A 17,531-nucleotide genomic window follows, 5' to 3' on the forward strand; every position below is an offset into this window, starting at 1 on the left:
GTTTAAGTCCGGGTCAAATCAAGGTGTCGTACATCGAGGAATCGATGTCGAACGGTTCAAGGGGTTTGAGAACACTGATTGGTTGGTCGCTCACGAACTGGAGCCGAATGCCAGGTTCAACTAGGATGGTGTCGATGGCAGAGTTGGCTTCAGCTTCAAAGCGCTCGGAAATTTTCTGGAACATCGCGCCAATGCCCTGGGAGACCGCGGCTTTGGTGGCATCACCGGTAAGTTGGCTCGTGGCTGACGAAGTGCCGTTCTGAACAGAACTGGTATTGGTAAATTCGCTTGAGCTAAGGGTCGTTGCAAATGCAGCAGCTGCAGCCGCTGCCGATTGGAGTGCCAGGGTTCTCCCTGAAGCCTTGTCGACCTTTCCATACACGTCCTGCTCGTTGTCGCGGACGTCTACGATGTAACCAGTAGCCGGAACCATCTGTGCGCCGCCGGACGCATCCCAATAGCTCAGTTGCTCAACCCGGATCGTTGCCCGGCCTGTACTCGAGCTTGAAGTGCGACGTCCAGAACAAAGCCCCATCAGGTGAATTGTTCCAAGGTCACGTACTACACCATTCGGGCCATGGAAAATTCCGTGTACCGGTAGAACAACCGGCCGTGCTGGAATCTTTGAACTGTCCGATGCACCAGGTGCGTTTGCACCGATTGGGCATGCAACACCGTGAAGTGTTGTGACCTCGACGAATGAGAAAGCAGGGATGACGTAAGAGTCGTCCTTCAGCTTTTTCTTTGCTTGCTCTTCCGAAGTGAGTGCTACAGGGCGACTGCTAGACGTTTGTTGTGACGTTGAAGCTTGCTGACCATAACCGCCATTAAAATTGGCATCGGTGCTGCCACTGTTTTGGGTGTTCAGACGCCCGTTAGTGCTCTGATCAGGTGCAGACATTTCAGCGAAGAGTTCGCTTTCTGATTGAGAACCTTGGCCACCACCACTCTTACCTTTGTACGAAGCCTGAGCCTGAGGCTTCAGCACAATGTAGTTAGGGCCATAAGGGTTAGCTGGGACAACGGGCGTAGCCGGCGCAGCTGCAGGGCCAAGGTCAAAATCATTGTCAAAGGAAAGGCCGCCTGATGGAGCCTTCGGCAAGTGGTCTGGGAGCTTTGTCCCTTGGTCCTTACCATTTATGCCTTGATAAACGCCCTCAATCTGATCTTTACGAAGGTCGGCCATCGCCTCGGTGAGGGTGCGAACCTGAGCGTTGTTTTTTTGTTCTAATTCACGCAATTGCTGTTTAAAAGCGGAATCACGTTTTATAGCTTCTGCTTCGGAACGGCTTAATTTGTCCTTATATGACTCCATTTGTTTCTGGAATTGAGTCAGTGCCGCGTCTTTATCCTTCGCGTTAATACGGTTGATGTCATTATCGCCAAGTTCCACCGCGTTCGCAGCTTGCTCGGTCTTCTTGGGTGTGGCTTTCGGATTAGTAAAAAAACCTTGGTACAGCATCATTGCCAGGCCGATGATTACAAAGCCTAGAATGAGTTTTTTCTTTGGATTGGCGTTTTGGTTCTTATCATCGCTCATTGAACTTTCTCCGAGACAATGAAAAGTAGTCCACGATGGGAGTCGCCATATACCTCAGAAATGAATTCAGGTGATGGGCCCAATATGCGGGAACTAGGTAGCATCGCCGCTTGTCGAGCAATGCCGATTGATGCCTGGACGTCTTTGTTGGAATAGTCGATTTGGTCTATTGCAACCTTAAACGGCGTCCGACCATTGTTGACTATTTCATAGGTTGTTCCGACGTAGGTTGGCCCAACTACCTGCGACTGAAGAATGAACTCTACTGAACCCTGGCGGAAAACTACGCGCTGATCGCGAGTTAGCTTTGCGAAATCATTTTTACGGTAGCCGTTTGGAACCTTCCCGCTATAGAGGTAGTTCATCAAACCCTTTACGCGGCCACGTGAGTCTTTTGAAAGGCGCGACCGGTCCACGGGCCCTTCATTGGTGATTGTTACCTGGCTATCTGCGCACCCTGGACGAGTAACAAGCTTAAGGATGTACGTTTGCTTGGACGGGCCATCCACATAGGCTATTCCGGTGTACATTGGATCTTTGCTTTGGAACGCCAATTTGTTGTTGATTGGGGTGGGGAAAATCGAAAGACCTTCTTTTACTTCAGGATTGATCCCTTCCAAATAAGTCTCAGGAAAAATAACTTCTGCACGCTGTGTATCATTGGAGATGAAAACCTCAACAGGCGAGTTCTCGTAGACCACACTTCGCGGGGAACGGTTGCATTCCTCATTTGCATAGACATTAGTAGTTAAGGCAGCGGCAACCATCGCGGCCAGTAATTTTATTTTCACTGTGTGATCTCCTGCTGCTGCATGTCGTCGGCGACGACCGCCCACTCAAAGTGCTTTGAAACCTTTACGGGCTTAATCAGAAGTTTGACGTTGTACTTCTTCCGGTCGAACACTGTGTTAAGTGTCGCCCGGTAACGTGATGCCCCGAAAGAAACAATAAAGCCGACTGCTTTGTCGTATTCGATTGTGTACTTAGTGGTGCGAACGAATACTTGTGTGATTTGCTGATCCGCAGACTGCTTGGCGACGTTCTTCAGATTGTCCTCTTGGAGAGCACGCATCTTTGGCGACATGAGGCGCATGGCTTCGTTTGCGTTTGTAAACGATGATTCCGGAGTAAAGTTAAAAAAGTTATCAAGGAATACTGAGGTAAACGCAATGATATGCCGGTCTGGAATTTGCGATTCGCTAACGAACACGCCATCGGCGTTAGGGAATCCGTACATGATTCGCTGGGCCTGGAGCTCCGTGTTTGTTCGCTGTAACTCTTTGTTCTGATCGACCAGGGCCCAGATTACTGCGGACAGCACTGCAGTCGCTGCAATGAAAGCGACAATGATACGCCCTGAGCGCAATTCGCCTTTACCCAGCAAATTGAAATATCTAAGCGGAACTCCGTAATTATCGCTCATGTCAAGGCTCGTAACGATTGCAATAAGTGGGGGATGGCAACAAACCCTTTTCAATCCAGAGTTTTGACATCATTCTATTTAGGCGGTACAGCACAATTCGTAATACGGGAACTCGAGCAACAAAATCACTCTTCAAAGCTTCACCGGCTAAAAGTGAAGCCCGAAGAGTGAGATGGCCTCTCGGTTGTTTTCCCGTTATTTTTTTATAGAACCACAGTGCAGCGCAGCCGATGGCAAATGCATAAAAGCTGTCATCCACAATGTTATTGGAGACAGCCATTGGAATCAGCCAGATGAGGAGGTCTTCCAATTCTAATCCGCCAAAGTTAATTGGCGAAGTTGCATAGGCCATTGTGTCGCTTTCAGTTGTAGTTCTAAGGCGCATAGTTATGTTCCCGTGCCAGCCGTGTTGAATTCAGCCCAACTTGCGACTTGAACGACAACTTTTTCACCGAATAGGCACAGGAAGAACACACAGACGGGTATGTACCACCACTTACCACTGGCAAATACGATGGAAAACAGCAGGCAGCCAAGCGACACATAAAGGCCCCAACCTGCAACCGTGTGCCACCAATCTTTCAAACTTTCGGTTGTGTTGTTTTTGATGTCCGAAGTTGGACCAAACTTTCCGCTCCATTCGGCATGGGCCATTTCAGGGAAGAAAAGAAACGTGGCGACCATGATCAGCAAAAACAAACTGACCATGAACCGCCTCATTTCCTCCTGTCGAACGTTGATGTTGAATCCTTCGACGGTCATCGTCTTTCTCCGATTCGGGTAGGGGTGAAGTACTGTCCATCAGGCGTGAGTTCCTGATACCGAAGGCGCTTACGCTCGGGTGTCAGGACGACGTTGATGGTTTCTTCCATAGGGCGGACCTGACTCAGCATCCGGACGAGATCCAACCCAGGAAGGGGGTGGCTGGCTTCTGCAAGCTTGAGTTCGGTCTGAGCCAGGCGAAGGGCTTGTGCCGCGCTCGCCAGGTGCTCTACAGCAGCCTGGTAGCGTGGATCGCGCTGGTCGATGACATAGGAGTCAGCAGCAGTTGCCTGTGCCCCCACAGTGATCGCGGAGATTGAGACGCAGAGAGCCAGAAATTTTGGGATCATTAAGAAATCCTCCTTTCCGGTAATAGTGGGAAGGGAGTGACCTCTTTTCGGCTCTTTGGAGCGAAAAACCCGGATTGCCCGGGTTTTTTTAATTCAGGCGGCTGGCCAGTTCCTGCGAATGATCTCGACGATCCAGCGTCGAGTCCTGTGGAACTGTGCCATCAAGACCTTGGCCAGGTAGCCAATGAACTGGACGATTAGCAGAACGAACACAGCTTGAATGATGGTAAAGAACATTCGAACGGTGCCAGTAACGATGTGCGAGGTGATCGTCCTTGTAGCCGGGAAGCTCAGGCCGACAGCAATGATGAACGCTGCAATGGCGATATACGCTGACCACCCTGCGCGCTGAATGTGGAATTCAGCAATGTCTAGGAACCAGTTCATTACTGGACCCACGCTGTAATCCCAGTGATTGATGTAGTCGAGCCAGTTCATGGGTTCCTCTCAAAAAAATTCAGCATGCGAAATGTTTTTTTTAAATTTGTAGGAGCCGGCGATTGCTATCAGTAAAGGAACTCCACGCTCCCACGCCTTCACGGCCGCGGCGGTGGCGCTTCGTCAGCTTCATGTCCCTGAAGTGCACAGATGGGAATGTGTTTCTTACCATCGGCATCCGGACGCGGTAGGTGCCCGATTTGGCGATGATGATGCCGTCACCTTGGTCCAGGGTCTGGAAGTCTTCCGGCTGAAGCAGGTCCTCGCGTGTGGCCTTAGCCCCAACGCTCGAGCTTGAGCCCTCGTTGTCGTTGGTAATGAGGCCGGACTGTTCAGTGCTGAGGCTGGAGCCCTTACTTGTGGCCTCCGTTGTCTGCTCAAACGATCTGAGTACCGTACCCGCAAGCTTGCATGCGAACTCTCGTGTTGCTGTGTCCCTGACGTCGCAGTAGACGTGTGTCCAGCAGTTACCCAAGACTTTCTCAACGAAGTCCGGTGAGATGCCCTGTAGGAAGCCGACGCCTTGGAAGGCAATGATGATTGGGACGTTGGCGCTTCGTGCCAGTTGGAATAGCGACACTTGGCTTTCATCCATGAACGATGGGTATTCGTCAAAGATGGCCGGACAGATCATCAGCGGCTTGGTTTTCTCAAGCTGGATTTCGCCGACTGCGCGGGCCAGGTCCGAGATGAAAAGCTTGCCGAAGAGTTCCACACCGTCTTTGTCGGCGAGCGACGACATCGAGAGGATGACTACCTCACCGTTGAGGATCGACTCTTTGATGTCGACATCTGGGTTGTAGGTGTTAACGATCCGCGAGTATTCGGAGTGGGCAAAGGCGGAGAGTTTCGAGATTGCGCCCTGGAGCAGTGTTTTGAATTTTTTTGAATCCCATTCTTGCTTGTCATCGTCCCACCAGAAGCGAAGGTAGGAGAGCAAAAATTCTTTTCCGTCAGCGTGAGCGATGGAATCAGTCTCTCTAATCCGGCCCATGAATTTTTTGAGCAGATCAAAATCCGACAACAGCGCCATCAGATCTTTGATATGGAACGCAGGCTCGCCAGGCTGCAGCTTCATGCAGAGGATCGCCGCGGACAACGAGTATCGGTTGACGTCCTTCCAAAACTCTTCCTTCGAGTTGGCCTGCATCTTCATCGCGGTGGACAGACTAGCCCGGACGCCACCGTAGAAGAATGGGTTGTAGGTATGGCTCTGCTCGGGGAATTCGAAGTTGATCAGCTTCAGCTGATCGAGTCGGTTAGCAGCCTCCATCATTCCGTAAATGGCACCCGCAAAATCAGAATCTGATTTTGCTTCGACCAGAATTAGGCCTGCCCCTTTTTTGATTTGTTGCTGAATGATACTAAGAATCAGTTCGGTTTTACCGGTCCCGGTCGCGGCGAGCAGCGCGACGTGCCTTGTCATGATGTCATCGGACAGTAAAAACGGGATCATCCCGGGGTATGCATCGAGCAGGGTAGTGCGTACATCATCCGCAGTTGCCACACCATTCGCGTTGGTCACTGCATCCAGGCGCTCCTTCCACTCCACCCATGGCAAGGTCTTGCCAAAGAAGGTGGAGCGTCTGAAGTCGCAATCCGGGATCTCGGCCTCAGTGTAGCTGCGGTCCCAAACCATTGGGGTCTCGAGCTCTTCCTCTTCCCGCTGCAGGAACAACGTCCATGCTGCACAGGCCGCCGCGATGGACAGTGCCAACGGCAGTGACACGAAAGGAATTGCCGCCCCCACCAGTGGGATGCTGATAGCGATATTTCGGCGACGCTGGATCTCCGCCCGCTTCTTGTCTAAGGCATCAAGCCGAGACGATCTGATCGCCATTCTGTGCCATCCATTTTGGTAAGGTCGAGCGCACCCGGGTCGGTTCGCTGCCAGGGAAATGCTCAACGATGTCGTCGATCTCGCCGACCAGCACCAGGGTTCGTTTGGTGCTGTTCAAAAGTGTCGATAGCAATTCAGCGTTGATGAGCTTTAGGTGTTCTTGCAGCACGACCAGCACAACAATTTCGTATACGCGGCCGCGGATGAATTTGGGCGTCATCACTGCGCCGTGAAACAAATTCAGGTTGCGTTTCAGGTCGAGCTCGATAGGGGGCCCGTTCCTTGGACTTGCGACCATCCGTTCTGGATTCAACTCTGTAGCGGTGAACACCGAGAACGCCGGGTGTATGCCAGATGCAGGCTGTCGAACGATAACTGGAAGCCCCTTAAACAACTCCTTGCCGTGAAACTCTACGGGCTCATCCTGATTGACGAACTCTTTAGCGATCGCAGTCGTAAGCCACGTCACAGCGTCTCCGGTGGGCACGTCCGCTTGTTGCTTGACCACCACTGTCTTGATGTCATGTAGCGGATCGAATTCGCATTCCTCGCTGAACATCTTGATTACCAGGTTGAGCGCATCTGGCAGGCTTTCCCGCGGGGCTTTGATCCAGCTGATTGGCTGTGTCGGGTCAAAGGTCGCGTTGGGTTGAATGGCCCCTGACCAAACCCTGTTTACGGCCTGTCGGTGATCTGAATCAGAGGGCATCCAGAAGCTACCTAGAAACTTGCGGATCTGCTTCACCTCCGCCAACTCATCAAATGGCTGGCCAACAGTTTGGGCCGGGAGATCTTTGGGAACTCCAATGAAGAAAATTCGCCCGTTGGCCGGCATGGCTTCGAGTACGAAGTTCGTCTCCTCGATGCCAAGCGCATCGGCGCCGACAAAGACCACGACGTCCGCACTGATGGGGCTGGATTTGTGGTTGAAGGGGACGCCGGTGTCTGGGTCGAGTCCAATCAACTCGGCGTAGCCTACGGCCGATGCTTCAGCCCCGACTGTCCTCTTCAACTCTGCAACCATCTCAAGTGTGTTGGCGGTAAACACGACGTCGGTGCCAAAGGCTTTGAGAATGAGGTAGATGCCCCGCACGATGGCCAACTGATCATGGAGTGTTTCGCACTGGATTAATGCCAAGCGCTCCGCCAAGAGCGAACATAAGCCAGCTGCGAGTTGTCGGGTCGCCGGCACACCCATGTTCATGGGCCTGAGTAGCTTCAGTGCCATTTCCTCGGAAGGAACGATGTCACCAAGTTCATCGGCATTCAGTTCGACCCATTCAAGGGTTTTCTGAACCAGCGATTTCTCGATCTCGTATAGGTTGTAGAGTTGAAGTTTTTTGTCCTCCGCATGCGCAACCTTTGCCTTCGACAACTGGGTCACCGCATCCGCGATCAGAGGGCGTAGCTGATCACGCGTGATCCCCAGCAAACGGCAAACAGCCTCCATCAGAGGACTTCCTGCGATGTAGCTATGTCCAAGCCAGGCTTCACGCCTCAGAATGGCCACAATGGCTCCCTTGACGGCTGAAAGGCTGTCGTTACGAACCCTGAACCGTTTTGCCAGGCTTTGAGCGGTTGTGAACAGCATGTCGTCAAAGTGGACGTAGAGGAGAAAGGGGTCCTCACGTAGAACCTGGCTGAGATCGACGTTGTAACCGAGTCGCCGCTGGAGTGTGGATAGCTTTGCCGGCGGAATCCCTTCGAGGTCAATCTGTGCAAGGGCTAGCTGCTCCGATCTCTGCTCCGCCCAAGTGGTACCCAGGCGCAGTGCTTCTGCTTCGGTTAGACCAGCCTCTACCAGACGCCCCGGTGCTTTCTCCAGGATGTTCAGGAGGTTCTCACCAAAATGCTGAACTGCTTTGTTGGTGCTGGCGCGTGACACCCGAGTCAGTGTCGAGAGATAGCTGGCCATCGCGTCCATCGACTTCGGCGGCATCGAATTGAACATCGATGTATCGAAGTCGCCACCTGGAATGTCCGGACTCCACTTCCCATAGAGAATGAAGTCCTCGTACAGGACGGCATTTCCAAAGCTGCCTGTACCGTTGAAGACAGTACCGTCCTCACGTTTGAACGTACAAATGGACCAGGGGCCGCTTGGGTCTTTGAACTGGATGGCGACCAATGTCGCCTGTTCACGCACCATCCCATCCGAGGATTCGGTTACTCGTTCCATACTCATCCCTGCTCGAATGGCCGACCGCTATTGACGATTCGGGTCGCGCGCGCTGTCCGAACAAGAGGGCGCATGGTGATGATCATCGCCTTTTTCCGCATTTCCTCTGGGCTCATCCCAAGCTCTTTCGGATACATGTAAGTCAGCGCTACAAGGATATCGAAGACGGTGATGAGGTCGGCCGCGCAGAGGAGGGTGTCCCAGTACCACATACCTTCCGGATAGGCATTCGCCGGCGTATAGCCATCGAAGAGGCCTGCACTCTCAAGGTGAATGTAGGGCTGCAGCATCTCATTCAATTTGGCCATCGCGGCATCAACGCCGCTTGTGAAGTGGGTGGCAGCCGAGGAACGCTCATGCATACGGCAAGCGAAAATCACGCTTGAACCGTCATGGAGAAATTTACGAAGGCTCCCTCGTCTAAGAGTCACGTACTTGAAGGGGTACGTGTCGTCGATCAGTGACTTGGCTTCGTCGGTATAAAATGTGTGCATTGCACCGCCTTAAAGGTCTCTACCTCAAATAGTGGGTTGGTAGTGATCCATATTCGGCCTTTTGCTGATAGCAGGGCAAAAAAAACCCGCTCGAAAATGAGCGGGGTTCTTTGGATCGGACTGTACGCTTAGTTGCAAGCGTCCTTCAGTCCTTTTCCTGGACGAAAGCTTGGGACGACCGCGGCGGCGATTTGAATTTCCTTGCCGGTTTGTGGGTTGCGGCCTGTGCGTGCAGGTCGGGGCTTTGTCAAAAAAGTGCCAAACCCTACGAGAGCCACTTCATTGCCTTGCTTCAACTGGTCGGTTGTTACGCTGATAATTGCTTCGAGTGCTGCTTTGGCCTGGGTCTTGGAAATGTCGCTTTTTTCGGCGATCGCATCGATCAGTTCAGTTTTGTTCAAGATGTCAGCTCCGTGCGGATTTTTAAGGCTTTTCGGGTATCGCTAAGCCGAGTATATGGGGCTTTTTTAAAAATCAAATCCAAAGTAGGGGCCAGAAATTCTTCGCAGCCTGACGCTGGCGCTCACAACAAGAACGTTCTGACACAGGCCCCGACCATAAAACTAGCGGCGATCAAACCGCACGATAGGGCACTGTCAGGGTGTCCTGCTCGTTTGAGCGCCCACGCACCGAAGACTGCAATTGGTACGAGCAGTGCAGCCCAGATCATCTGTTGCTCAGCCAGTTTCGACATGCCGGTACTGCCGCTGTGGATTGGCAAGCCGACGGCGTCTGCGACGACGTACGCCAGCGCGCCAATGCACGCCAGCAGGATCAGAAACCGGTTGTGGCTGTAGCTGAAGCGACCGATTTGCACGGCGCGTTCATTTTGTGGGGTGCTGGCAAGCATGTTTGTCTCCTTTGTCTCTTCTGCCATCCAGACTACGCCGCGGCAGCCAATTCTTCAGCCTTTTCCATCACCGATGCGAGCATGTCGAGTGCTTCGTGTTCTTCATCCTGATGGGCGAGTGCCTCGGCGGCGCGGCCGATTGCTTTACAGAACGCCTCGGGCAGATTGACTAGGTCGTAGCGTTTTTGAAGCTCGCTGGTGCCGGCAACGGGTGCGAGGGCTACCAGGCCATTTTCGTAAAGGCGACTCTCCCAGGCCGATGGTTCTTCCCCTGCCGCCATCCCGTACGCCAAGCTTAGTTGGTTGCGGACACTGGGTGCGGCAGTGCCGAAGACATTTTCAAAATGTGTGCTGTCTGTGGTGGTGGTACGGAAGTTCACGATGTTTATTTCCTCGGGGTTGTGAACTCAAAACCATAACGCCAACGAGTACCTCTGCAAGGCCAGGAATGCTGAAATTTCCAGCCCTCGTTTTGGGTTGAAGGCCGCAATTGGCCGGTTATCCTCAGTCCATTCCAAAGGTATCTATAGAGAAGTGCACATGATCCGTGATGAGAACGATTTGCTGAGCATGCCAGCAAGCGCCTACATGTCAGCTGACCAGACGGAATTTTTCCGGAATCTTCTTGTAACCAAGAAACGTGAACTGGTTGCGCGGATTGGTGAACGTGAAGCGTCCCTGACCGTCTGTGAGCAAGTCCCGGATGCTGCCGACGCCGGCAGTATCGAGGAGCAGCGCAATTTGACCATGGGCCTGCTCCTGAGGGAGCGTGCCGAGATGAAGGCCATCGACCAGGCCCTCACTCGTATTGATGACGACGTCTACGGCTGGTGCGTTTCCGGTGAACCAATTGGACTGCGTCGGTTGCTCTTGAACCCCACGGCAGCGCTGTGTATCGAGGAGCAAACCCGACTTGAGAAGACGGGGCGTCACGTCCGTAGCGTTGCTGCGTAGCTGAATCTTCTGTTTGGTTCTTGCGATGAGGGATGAACAGACAACATGAAGATAAACGTTCGTGGTCAACTGCCGATCATTGATGGACCGTGGAAAGGGGGAACCCTGGAGGTGTCAAATGCGACCTTCGAAGTAGAGGGTGAGAGCTTGGATTTCGCGAACCCGCTGACGAACAGCCCACCCGGGGTCACGCGCGTGAGGTATTTTCGACAGCAGCACGCAACCGGGTGGGTCTGGAGTATTGGGGGCCCAGATATTGCAAACGAGCTTTTGAAGGAAGAAAGGCTTCGTGAGCGCAATCTCAGGTAACCCCACAAATCAGAAGTATCGTGCTTTGCCGCAAACTAAGCCCCAGTCACTAACCGGGGCTTTTCAGTTCATGCCACTATTCGTGTTCGAGCCCCATCAGCCCAGCGTGGGCTTCAATAACTACTGAAGCTTCAGGGCGGAGGTTCGACGCTAACTCTGCAAACGATCGGCCTTCCATCGCTCCTACCAGCGCTTCTATCCGGGGTTGAATACGCTTCAGATGCGCTACCTGGTCCTGAAGGTCCCTAACCGGCAACAGTGGCTTTAGGGGGGCGGGTAGACCGGTGGATGCGTCCTCCGCCTTTTGGAAACTATGCAAGAAAGACAGTCCGCGTTGGAGTTTTGCGTAGCCATCTTCTACCGATTCAAAGTAGGTCTCCTGCTTCCCTCGCCACACCGTACGTTCATACAGCGCCTCGTCAAAGCAAAGATCATTCTCAGCATTGAGGTACAGGCCGCCCATCCAATGTTGCCGGGGCTTTCGGACGTTGTCCGCCTTGATGAACCCGATAATCGTGCGCCGGATTGGGCTATCGGCCGGGGCCTGGTTATGTAGGGTGATCAGAAGGGCTAGCGGTACCGATTCAACTTCCGGCCCTTTGGGGCGAAACCTGCTGCACAACTCTTTCAGGTACTGGCTGACGTTTGGCTGCAGGACGTTGATCCCAACGTAACAACGCTCGCTATTGAGTAAGTCCGAAAGCTGGCGATCAGCATCCCTGAGAAGCTCGAGCAAGCCTGAAAATTCAGGGTCATCCAGCGAACCATGGGTGACAGGAAGCTCATCGAGCATTTCCCGGCTCATTGTTTTCTGTGTGTATTCACAGCACGGACAAACAAGCTTTCCGCGCAGCGCAACCATCAAGCCTACTACGCCCGCTACAGGCACGTGGCCGGCGCTTTCATGCTCAGGGCATAGCATGGCCGCGCGTAACCCCTGTGCAGGCTTACAGCCGGCCAGGATCTGATTGACGTTGAAGGTCCGCACTTGGTCTTCGGTGAGTGGAAATTCAATCAAGCATGATTCAATGGACGTCATGGAGTGGGCCGCTGAAAAGGAATTTGGCGAGAGGAAATGAGTAGTAGGTCGAAGTCTTCCTGGACTATGTGCGCGGGGAGGGGGCTATTACCGGGCTGTCATTCAGCGGGGATTGGATCGGCGTCACCGGTACCGCCACGAGGCGGCCATCAATCATTGCGCAGTTGCCTTGGAAGATTTTGCCGCCCTTCAGGGTGTACTCGACGGCAGCACCTTCGGCCTCACCCTCGCAAGCCTGGACAGCGATCGCCGGGGGCGTGTCGTTTTCTACTCCAAGCGACGGTTCAACGGCGAAGGCAGTGCTCGAAGCAGCACAGAGGTAAAGGCTCACCAGCAGGAAAAAACGTTGTGTCATGTCGGTTCTCTCGATCGGAATTTTCTTTGCGGCCGACTGATCAGTTGGCCGGCTTTGGTGATGGTTTCGGTTTAGTTGGGTGGGTTCCATGTCGGTGTGCGGGTTGCAACGCCAGGCGGCCGCGATACTCCAGGCAAACCCCATGAAACACTTCTCCGTTGTCGCCGGGTATATCGATCAGGTCTCGTTCGTTATGACCCTCACAAATTCTGAATGCATCTTCCGATGGCGCAGGCCCGTTGTCGCGGGCTGACTGGTCTGCTGGCGCATCGTCGAGTACCAGGCAAAGACTGAGCAGCGTCAGGAGGGGAGGAATGGTACCTGGCCATGTAAATTTCATCGGCGTCTCTCCTGAGCAGAACCGGTCTGTGATCGCTGGTGTTTACGCAACCTCTCAGTGTCAAAGCTTAGGCTAAGGAGTGTGGTACTTCAGGCCAGTATGGAGGAGCGTGGCGAACCGGCGCAGCACCTCCGCTTGCAATGCCAAAAATCGTGAAAAAAGTTCAAAAAATTCTGAAAACCTACGGTGCTGGCGGGGTACCAATCGCTATGAGTTTGGGCGCAATTCGAGGTTGGCCCAGCCACTTGGCCCTTCGATGCCGAAGATCGTCCCCGAAGTGCCCGGCGGCAGCAGGTGCTTTTGCCTTGCCTTCTCGAACATCTGCTGCAAGTAAAGGTCTTGATCGGCCAACGTGACGATGTTGCTGTCCTGGAACTTGGAGGTCACCAAGTTCACCAGAAGGTCGCCAACCGAGTTACAGGACTCGTTCAGAAATAAGTCCTTCCAGTCATTGTTGATGACGACTGAACCGAAGCACGAGTAAAAATCCCCATCCTTCTTCCGACATACCGAGGTCTCGTAGAACACGATCCCCGGCGCGCCATCGCCACCTAACAACTCGGCAGTGGCGAGAGCCGCGGCCAAGTACTCCACCAGTACCTCGTCGTGAGCGTGCCCGGGGGTGGAGCTGAAACCAGCTACGAACACCGGGACGCGACCCAGGTCTGGATCTTTGACGAATCCTTTAGGCTCCGCCACGAACTGCCGATGGTTCTTCAACTCCGTGAGTTGTTGATCGACGTCCCCTAATATTTCGAGATCCCAACCGAGATATTTACAAAGCCCAAGGTGAGCACCGATTTCTGGGCGACGATGAAGGCGTGCCTGGCCTTGTTCGGTGCTGGCGCAGTAACCCATGTTGAGGGTGTCGAGATCTGCGTAGATCTGCTCAAGGTTCGGCGGCGTGCCGCCTTGGAGGAGGGCCGACGATTCAAGAGCGTGCAACTCCCAGATGTAGCAACCGGGCGGATTGAGCCACGCTACATGGTTGGCAACCGACGGACGCATGTTGAAGCATTCGACTAAAAGTTTCCGCATGCGAGAACTTTTGCGGTACCGCATCTCAGGGGAAAGCGATTCGAAGTCGAGGATCTCGGCACTTGGGGAGCACGATTTCTCCATCGCCTCCCAATCAACGTGACCGGTCAACGTGAGGTAGATTTCACGCGCGCGATCCTTCAACTCGGGGAACCCATTTTTAAAGCACGCCACCCAGGCCAATGCATATTCAGGGTCCGGCACGACAACGACATTTTCTTGCAACTGTTCGATCAAGGGCAAAACTCGCTTACGCAGGCAGAAGAGGGGCCTGGGCCCTTGAGATAATGGACTGGATTCCAGCCCCTTGATAGAGAGCCTGGTCGCGCCGAATGCGGCGACAGAGCTTCACAAGGGCATCGAGATTACTCAGTTCGAGTGCGGCCACCGGTGCAACCCACTTGCTCAGGTCGGAACCGGGAGTCAACGTGGGTGAGAGTTCTTTGCTGGCGAGCTTTTGACGAAGAGCCTGGGTAGGTTTGCCCAAGGACAGTTCACAGTCGAAGCGCCGGCGTGCAGCTTTATCAAGAGCGCTCAGATTGTTCGTGGCCGCGATGAATACCGTATGCGCTGGCAATTTGTTCAGCGATAGCAGCAACTGATTGGTAATGCGCTGCGATTCCCCCACGTCATTGGCATTGCTGCCGCGCTGCGTGGCGATGGTGTCGAACTCATCTATGAACAACACACAAGGTTGGCCGGCAGCGTATTCAAAGATCTCGTCGAGCTTCTTGCCTGTTTCTCCCAGATAGGAGTTCAACAACCCACTGAATTTTACCTGGATGAAAAGAAGATCGAGGGAGTGTGCCATTGCTTCAGCCAGCATGGTCTTGCCATTACCCTCAGCACCCTCCAGCAGGATTTTATGACGAGGCTCAAGGCTAAACGCTTGTAGCTCTGCGCGCCGTTGGTGCTCCAGTAACAGTTCCTGAACGTCGGCTTCCAGGTCATCTTCGAGCACGACATCGTCAAGCGCGATGGTGGGCAAGCCAATGTTAGCCAGGGTGTGCGGGGGCTCTTTGACCTGAGCGCTTGTGTTCGGCCCCCGCAGTAAGCGCTTCAACTTTTCGTGAACCAGCGTATGGGTACCTTCAGTCGCGGCCAGCAGTTGGGTACTTACCGAGATCATCTCCCGCTGATTACGATAGATCGCCGCTTGGATCAGTGCCGGAAGCAGCTTGATCATTGAAGCGTCGGTGGCTTTCCGCGCTCGCTTCTCTTCGGTTTTCGATATCGCTGGTGGCACGATTTCAATGCAGCTATTCAATTCAGCGTTCCTTATCGGGGCCAGATTCAGCGCTCAAAGATTAACGGCCGGGCTCCGGGGTTCAAGCCGAGATCCCGTCCTTTTTCGTGCCCAATCTTGGCCAATGAAGCGAGGTGGGCGCGAAGGGGTGGATGCCTGGTGGCTAGATTTCACCGGTAGCCGTTGATGATTTGAGATTGCTGGCAAAGAGGAATCCTCCGACCAGTAGCTGGCCCAACAACAAGCACAACGCGATAGAGAATCCGAGAGAGCCCAGGAGTCCGACCATCACAGCAACCCGATTTGGGCTCAGAAAAAACAAGGACGCGATGAGTGTGAAAACGGGCAGGGCCACGGGCAGCCACCAGACACTGATCGCCAAGGCCGCCGGTACCGGATGTTTTTTTGCAACGAGCAGAAGGCAGCCCACAGTGCCGATCAGCCCCACTCCAATGCATTTGTTCCAGTAGTTGAGAGGAAAGCCTTGTGCGACTGCCGAGAATTTCACAAGGTTCAGGACAACACCGTCGACGGCGAAACAAACGAGTAGGAGGGTGCCCAATGATATGAGCAGAAAGGACATGAACCAGTGCGCGCGCATAACCGACGGACCTCTTCTTAAGGGGACTCCAGTCTGTCTGGCTGGCTACTCGGCGCAAGCCAAAACCCGGGCTAAAAATCCGGCAACTCGTCCGCGTCTCACTTGTCCCCTGAAGTGATATCACCACCGCCATAGGAGGGCGAGACACAGCACGCCGATGATGATTAGAAAGGTCCTGACCACGCGTGCTTTCGATCTGTCGCGCTGCGCGATGACTCTGTCTTTGCCCTGTAGGCTTTGAGTCAACTCGCGAATTTGCTTCTCCAACTCGTATTGCTCTTCGCACATCTGCCGTAAAGTTTGCTCGACGCTTTGTTCCTGCATTTTGTTTTTCTGGCTTTGGTGGGGTGTGAGATCTGCAATCCGCATGGGGATTGAGTGAGCGTCGACGACCCCTTCGTTCGTTGGACTATCGGAAAAGTAAATGCTAAAGCTGGCGTAGAACTTGTTGCGCCTGATCTGGTTGTCCTCTGTAGCATCGGTGTACGCGACCTTGATGGGCACGACTTGGAGCTGTGGGTCATGCTTTTTTGCCCAACACACCACCTGATTAAATAGGAATGTTCCAACGCCAAAGCCCTGCATGCACGGCACGACCTCCACGCTACCCTTGGTGAGTTTGACGCTCTTATTCAGCGTATCGACTTTTCCGCCCATTCGGCTGATGAGCCCTGAGGTGAATTTATCAGGGGTGATCGGGCCGTCGAGATATGTCGCAAGGATATCGAGGGTGACCACTTGATGGTCTGTTTCCTGTATTACGAACGTCGATGTCTTGAGAGACGTTGTGATGAGGATTGTGTGGTTCTTTCCGCCTTCGGCCGGCACCTTGAGGATCGAGTAATCGAGGGTGAATTCTGTTTTGTCAGTCGACATAGCTGCCTTGCCATGTAGGGCACTCGCGGTGCCCTGATATTTGGAAGTGTTTTACGGGGCTAGCAGCGTTCTCTAGGCTAGGGTATCGCCGAGGTAGAGACGGTGTGTTATCTCGATTTCGTCGATCATCTTCGCTGCAACACCAACTGACTCAGCGATCGCGCGCCACCGTTTGACGGCAGCGCAGACCTCTTTGATGATGGCGTGGGCATCGATGCCACGCACTTGTTTTGCCACTGCTTCCAAGTCGGCGAGTTCAAACTTGTCGCGCTTCCCGTTCACGGTCATTTGATGTGTCTCAACCCAGAAATTGCCGGGTAAATAGGACCATGAAACATCGTAGGCAGGAGAGAGGGACCAGGTGCCTTCCTCATTCATTAGGAAGCTAACGTTTTTCGTGTGGTCGTCTTGGTTCCTGCTTACGACGTTGAAAACCATGCGACGATAGAACTCTACGGCTTCTTCCCGTGAAAGCCCCAGGCTCCTCATAACCCCAAAAGCCTCCTCATATGAGTAGCCGCCTGGTTTTTTGTAGTCAGCGTGATCCAAGGCGCACAGCGTGGCCATGTGAATTTTGTCGCCGTCATCAGTCCGGTCAAATCGCTTGGTAAGGAAGTGCGCGCGGCCACCTTCCTCAAGCAACTCACACGGGTTCATGGTGATGCCAGCTTCCTTGGCCATAAGCGAATAGGCGTATTCAATGCGGCCGTAGCCTTGGGAGTCAGCTAGGACATCGGTGTTTTTCGCGACGTCGAACTTCAGAAGCCAGTAGGTAAATCCTTTCGGTGCTTTGACTTGCCCGGAGCGGATCTCACCGGCCTTGTTCATCGCGATGACAGCTTTTGCCCGAGCACCGCCGGCGCTGGTGCCTACCTGAATCAACCGCTGCAGGGCTGA

The 17,531-nt window shown here is 53.6% G+C and carries 21 protein-coding genes; 1 reads left to right on the top strand and 20 read right to left on the bottom strand.

The window, feature by feature from the left end; genetic code table 11:
* Nucleotides 1-13 precede the first annotated feature (13 nt).
* From ACQKP2_RS02225 to ACQKP2_RS02285, 13 genes are all read right to left on the bottom strand, one after another.
* Entirely contained in the window at nt 14-1,540 is a 1,527-nt protein-coding gene (locus ACQKP2_RS02225; protein ID WP_427574020.1) for a conjugal transfer protein TraB, read from the bottom strand.
* A complete protein-coding gene (locus ACQKP2_RS02230) occupies nt 1,537-2,331 on the bottom strand; it encodes a hypothetical protein (protein WP_427574022.1) in 795 nt (264 codons plus the stop codon). Before ACQKP2_RS02230 ends, ACQKP2_RS02225 begins: the two co-directional genes overlap by 4 nt.
* Nucleotides 2,328-2,963 (bottom strand): hypothetical protein, encoded by a 636-nt coding sequence (locus tag ACQKP2_RS02235; RefSeq protein WP_427574024.1) that lies wholly within the window; start codon nt 2,961-2,963, stop codon nt 2,328-2,330. The genes ACQKP2_RS02230 and ACQKP2_RS02235 overlap by 4 nt, the downstream gene beginning before the upstream one ends.
* A 1-nt stretch (nt 2,964) precedes the next feature.
* A complete protein-coding gene (locus ACQKP2_RS02240; protein ID WP_427574025.1) occupies nt 2,965-3,348 on the bottom strand; it encodes a hypothetical protein in 384 nt (127 codons plus the stop codon).
* Nucleotides 3,349-3,350: 2 nt separating this feature from the next.
* Nucleotides 3,351-3,725 (bottom strand): hypothetical protein, encoded by a 375-nt coding sequence (locus ACQKP2_RS02245; RefSeq protein ID WP_427574026.1) that lies wholly within the window; start codon nt 3,723-3,725, stop codon nt 3,351-3,353.
* A complete protein-coding gene (locus ACQKP2_RS02250; RefSeq protein WP_427574028.1) occupies nt 3,722-4,075 on the bottom strand; it encodes a hypothetical protein in 354 nt (117 codons plus the stop codon). Before ACQKP2_RS02250 ends, ACQKP2_RS02245 begins: the two co-directional genes overlap by 4 nt.
* Before the next feature lie 93 nt (nt 4,076-4,168).
* Entirely contained in the window at nt 4,169-4,513 is a 345-nt protein-coding gene (locus ACQKP2_RS02255) for a hypothetical protein (RefSeq protein ID WP_427574029.1), read from the bottom strand.
* 40 nt (nt 4,514-4,553) lie between these two features.
* Entirely contained in the window at nt 4,554-6,353 is a 1,800-nt protein-coding gene (locus ACQKP2_RS02260) for a type IV secretory system conjugative DNA transfer family protein (protein WP_427574031.1), read from the bottom strand.
* Nucleotides 6,328-8,532 (bottom strand): helix-hairpin-helix domain-containing protein, encoded by a 2,205-nt coding sequence (locus tag ACQKP2_RS02265; protein ID WP_427574032.1) that lies wholly within the window; start codon nt 8,530-8,532, stop codon nt 6,328-6,330. Before ACQKP2_RS02265 ends, ACQKP2_RS02260 begins: the two co-directional genes overlap by 26 nt.
* 2 nt (nt 8,533-8,534) lie before the next feature.
* Complete coding sequence (locus ACQKP2_RS02270) at nt 8,535-9,026, bottom strand: hypothetical protein (protein WP_427574034.1); 492 nt, start codon at nt 9,024-9,026, stop codon at nt 8,535-8,537.
* A gap of 128 nt (nt 9,027-9,154) precedes the next feature.
* Nucleotides 9,155-9,427: an HU family DNA-binding protein gene (locus ACQKP2_RS02275; protein ID WP_427574035.1), complete on the bottom strand. Its 273-nt coding sequence runs from the start codon at nt 9,425-9,427 to the stop codon at nt 9,155-9,157.
* A gap of 122 nt (nt 9,428-9,549) precedes the next feature.
* Nucleotides 9,550-9,876, bottom strand: coding sequence for a hypothetical protein (locus tag ACQKP2_RS02280; protein ID WP_427574036.1), 327 nt, complete (start codon nt 9,874-9,876; stop codon nt 9,550-9,552).
* A 32-nt stretch (nt 9,877-9,908) separates the two neighbouring features.
* Nucleotides 9,909-10,256, bottom strand: coding sequence for a hypothetical protein (locus ACQKP2_RS02285; protein WP_427574038.1), 348 nt, complete (start codon nt 10,254-10,256; stop codon nt 9,909-9,911).
* Nucleotides 10,257-10,416: 160 nt separating this feature from the next.
* Here ACQKP2_RS02285 and ACQKP2_RS02290 point away from each other — a divergent pair, with 160 nt between their 5' ends.
* On the top strand, nt 10,417-10,830 hold the full coding sequence (locus ACQKP2_RS02290; RefSeq protein WP_427574040.1) for a TraR/DksA family transcriptional regulator: 414 nt from the start codon (nt 10,417-10,419) through the stop codon (nt 10,828-10,830).
* A 385-nt stretch (nt 10,831-11,215) separates the two neighbouring features.
* Here the strand turns inward: ACQKP2_RS02290 and ACQKP2_RS02295 are convergent, their stop codons facing one another.
* The 7 genes from ACQKP2_RS02295 to ACQKP2_RS02325 form a co-directional block, all read right to left on the bottom strand.
* Nucleotides 11,216-12,178, bottom strand: a complete 963-nt coding sequence (locus ACQKP2_RS02295; protein WP_427574041.1) for a hypothetical protein — start codon at nt 12,176-12,178, stop codon at nt 11,216-11,218.
* A gap of 64 nt (nt 12,179-12,242) precedes the next feature.
* Complete coding sequence (locus tag ACQKP2_RS02300; RefSeq protein ID WP_427574043.1) at nt 12,243-12,677, bottom strand: hypothetical protein; 435 nt, start codon at nt 12,675-12,677, stop codon at nt 12,243-12,245.
* 403 nt (nt 12,678-13,080) lie between these two features.
* A complete protein-coding gene (locus ACQKP2_RS02305; protein WP_427574044.1) occupies nt 13,081-14,148 on the bottom strand; it encodes a hypothetical protein in 1,068 nt (355 codons plus the stop codon).
* A 13-nt stretch (nt 14,149-14,161) separates the two neighbouring features.
* Nucleotides 14,162-15,178, bottom strand: coding sequence for an AAA family ATPase (locus ACQKP2_RS02310; protein ID WP_427574045.1), 1,017 nt, complete (start codon nt 15,176-15,178; stop codon nt 14,162-14,164).
* A 142-nt stretch (nt 15,179-15,320) separates the two neighbouring features.
* Nucleotides 15,321-15,758 carry a hypothetical protein gene (locus ACQKP2_RS02315; RefSeq protein ID WP_427574046.1) on the bottom strand — a complete coding sequence of 146 codons (438 nt, stop codon included), beginning with the start codon at nt 15,756-15,758 and terminating at the stop codon, nt 15,321-15,323.
* Between the two features lie 120 nt (nt 15,759-15,878).
* Complete coding sequence (locus tag ACQKP2_RS02320) at nt 15,879-16,634, bottom strand: hypothetical protein (RefSeq protein WP_427574047.1); 756 nt, start codon at nt 16,632-16,634, stop codon at nt 15,879-15,881.
* 72 nt (nt 16,635-16,706) lie between these two features.
* A partial coding sequence (locus ACQKP2_RS02325) for a type II toxin-antitoxin system HipA family toxin (protein ID WP_427574048.1) occupies nt 16,707-17,531 on the bottom strand: 825 nt, incomplete at its 5' end.

The sequence above is a fragment of the Pseudomonas sp. NPDC089569 genome (assembly GCF_050280625.1).
Taxonomy (GTDB): Bacteria; Pseudomonadota; Gammaproteobacteria; order Pseudomonadales; family Pseudomonadaceae; genus Aquipseudomonas.

What these genes read in the sequence shown, in the direction of transcription:
- ACQKP2_RS02225 (WP_427574020.1), bottom strand. Translation starts at nt 1,540, where the DNA reads ATGAGCGATGATAAGAACCAAAACGCCAATCCAAAGAAAAAACTCATT.
- ACQKP2_RS02235 (WP_427574024.1), bottom strand. Translation starts at nt 2,963, where the DNA reads ATGAGCGATAATTACGGAGTTCCGCTTAGATATTTCAATTTGCTGGGT.
- ACQKP2_RS02240 (WP_427574025.1), bottom strand. Translation starts at nt 3,348, where the DNA reads ATGCGCCTTAGAACTACAACTGAAAGCGACACAATGGCCTATGCAACT.
- ACQKP2_RS02245 (WP_427574026.1), bottom strand. Translation starts at nt 3,725, where the DNA reads ATGACCGTCGAAGGATTCAACATCAACGTTCGACAGGAGGAAATGAGG.
- ACQKP2_RS02250 (WP_427574028.1), bottom strand. Translation starts at nt 4,075, where the DNA reads ATGATCCCAAAATTTCTGGCTCTCTGCGTCTCAATCTCCGCGATCACT.
- ACQKP2_RS02255 (WP_427574029.1), bottom strand. Translation starts at nt 4,513, where the DNA reads ATGAACTGGCTCGACTACATCAATCACTGGGATTACAGCGTGGGTCCA.
- ACQKP2_RS02260 (WP_427574031.1), bottom strand. Translation starts at nt 6,353, where the DNA reads ATGGCGATCAGATCGTCTCGGCTTGATGCCTTAGACAAGAAGCGGGCG.
- ACQKP2_RS02265 (WP_427574032.1), bottom strand. Translation starts at nt 8,532, where the DNA reads ATGGAACGAGTAACCGAATCCTCGGATGGGATGGTGCGTGAACAGGCG.
- ACQKP2_RS02270 (WP_427574034.1), bottom strand. Translation starts at nt 9,026, where the DNA reads ATGCACACATTTTATACCGACGAAGCCAAGTCACTGATCGACGACACG.
- ACQKP2_RS02280 (WP_427574036.1), bottom strand. Translation starts at nt 9,876, where the DNA reads ATGCTTGCCAGCACCCCACAAAATGAACGCGCCGTGCAAATCGGTCGC.
- ACQKP2_RS02290 (WP_427574040.1), top strand. Translation starts at nt 10,417, where the DNA reads ATGATCCGTGATGAGAACGATTTGCTGAGCATGCCAGCAAGCGCCTAC.
- ACQKP2_RS02295 (WP_427574041.1), bottom strand. Translation starts at nt 12,178, where the DNA reads ATGACGTCCATTGAATCATGCTTGATTGAATTTCCACTCACCGAAGAC.
- ACQKP2_RS02300 (WP_427574043.1), bottom strand. Translation starts at nt 12,677, where the DNA reads ATGGGGTTTGCCTGGAGTATCGCGGCCGCCTGGCGTTGCAACCCGCAC.
- ACQKP2_RS02315 (WP_427574046.1), bottom strand. Translation starts at nt 15,758, where the DNA reads ATGCGCGCGCACTGGTTCATGTCCTTTCTGCTCATATCATTGGGCACC.
- ACQKP2_RS02320 (WP_427574047.1), bottom strand. Translation starts at nt 16,634, where the DNA reads ATGTCGACTGACAAAACAGAATTCACCCTCGATTACTCGATCCTCAAG.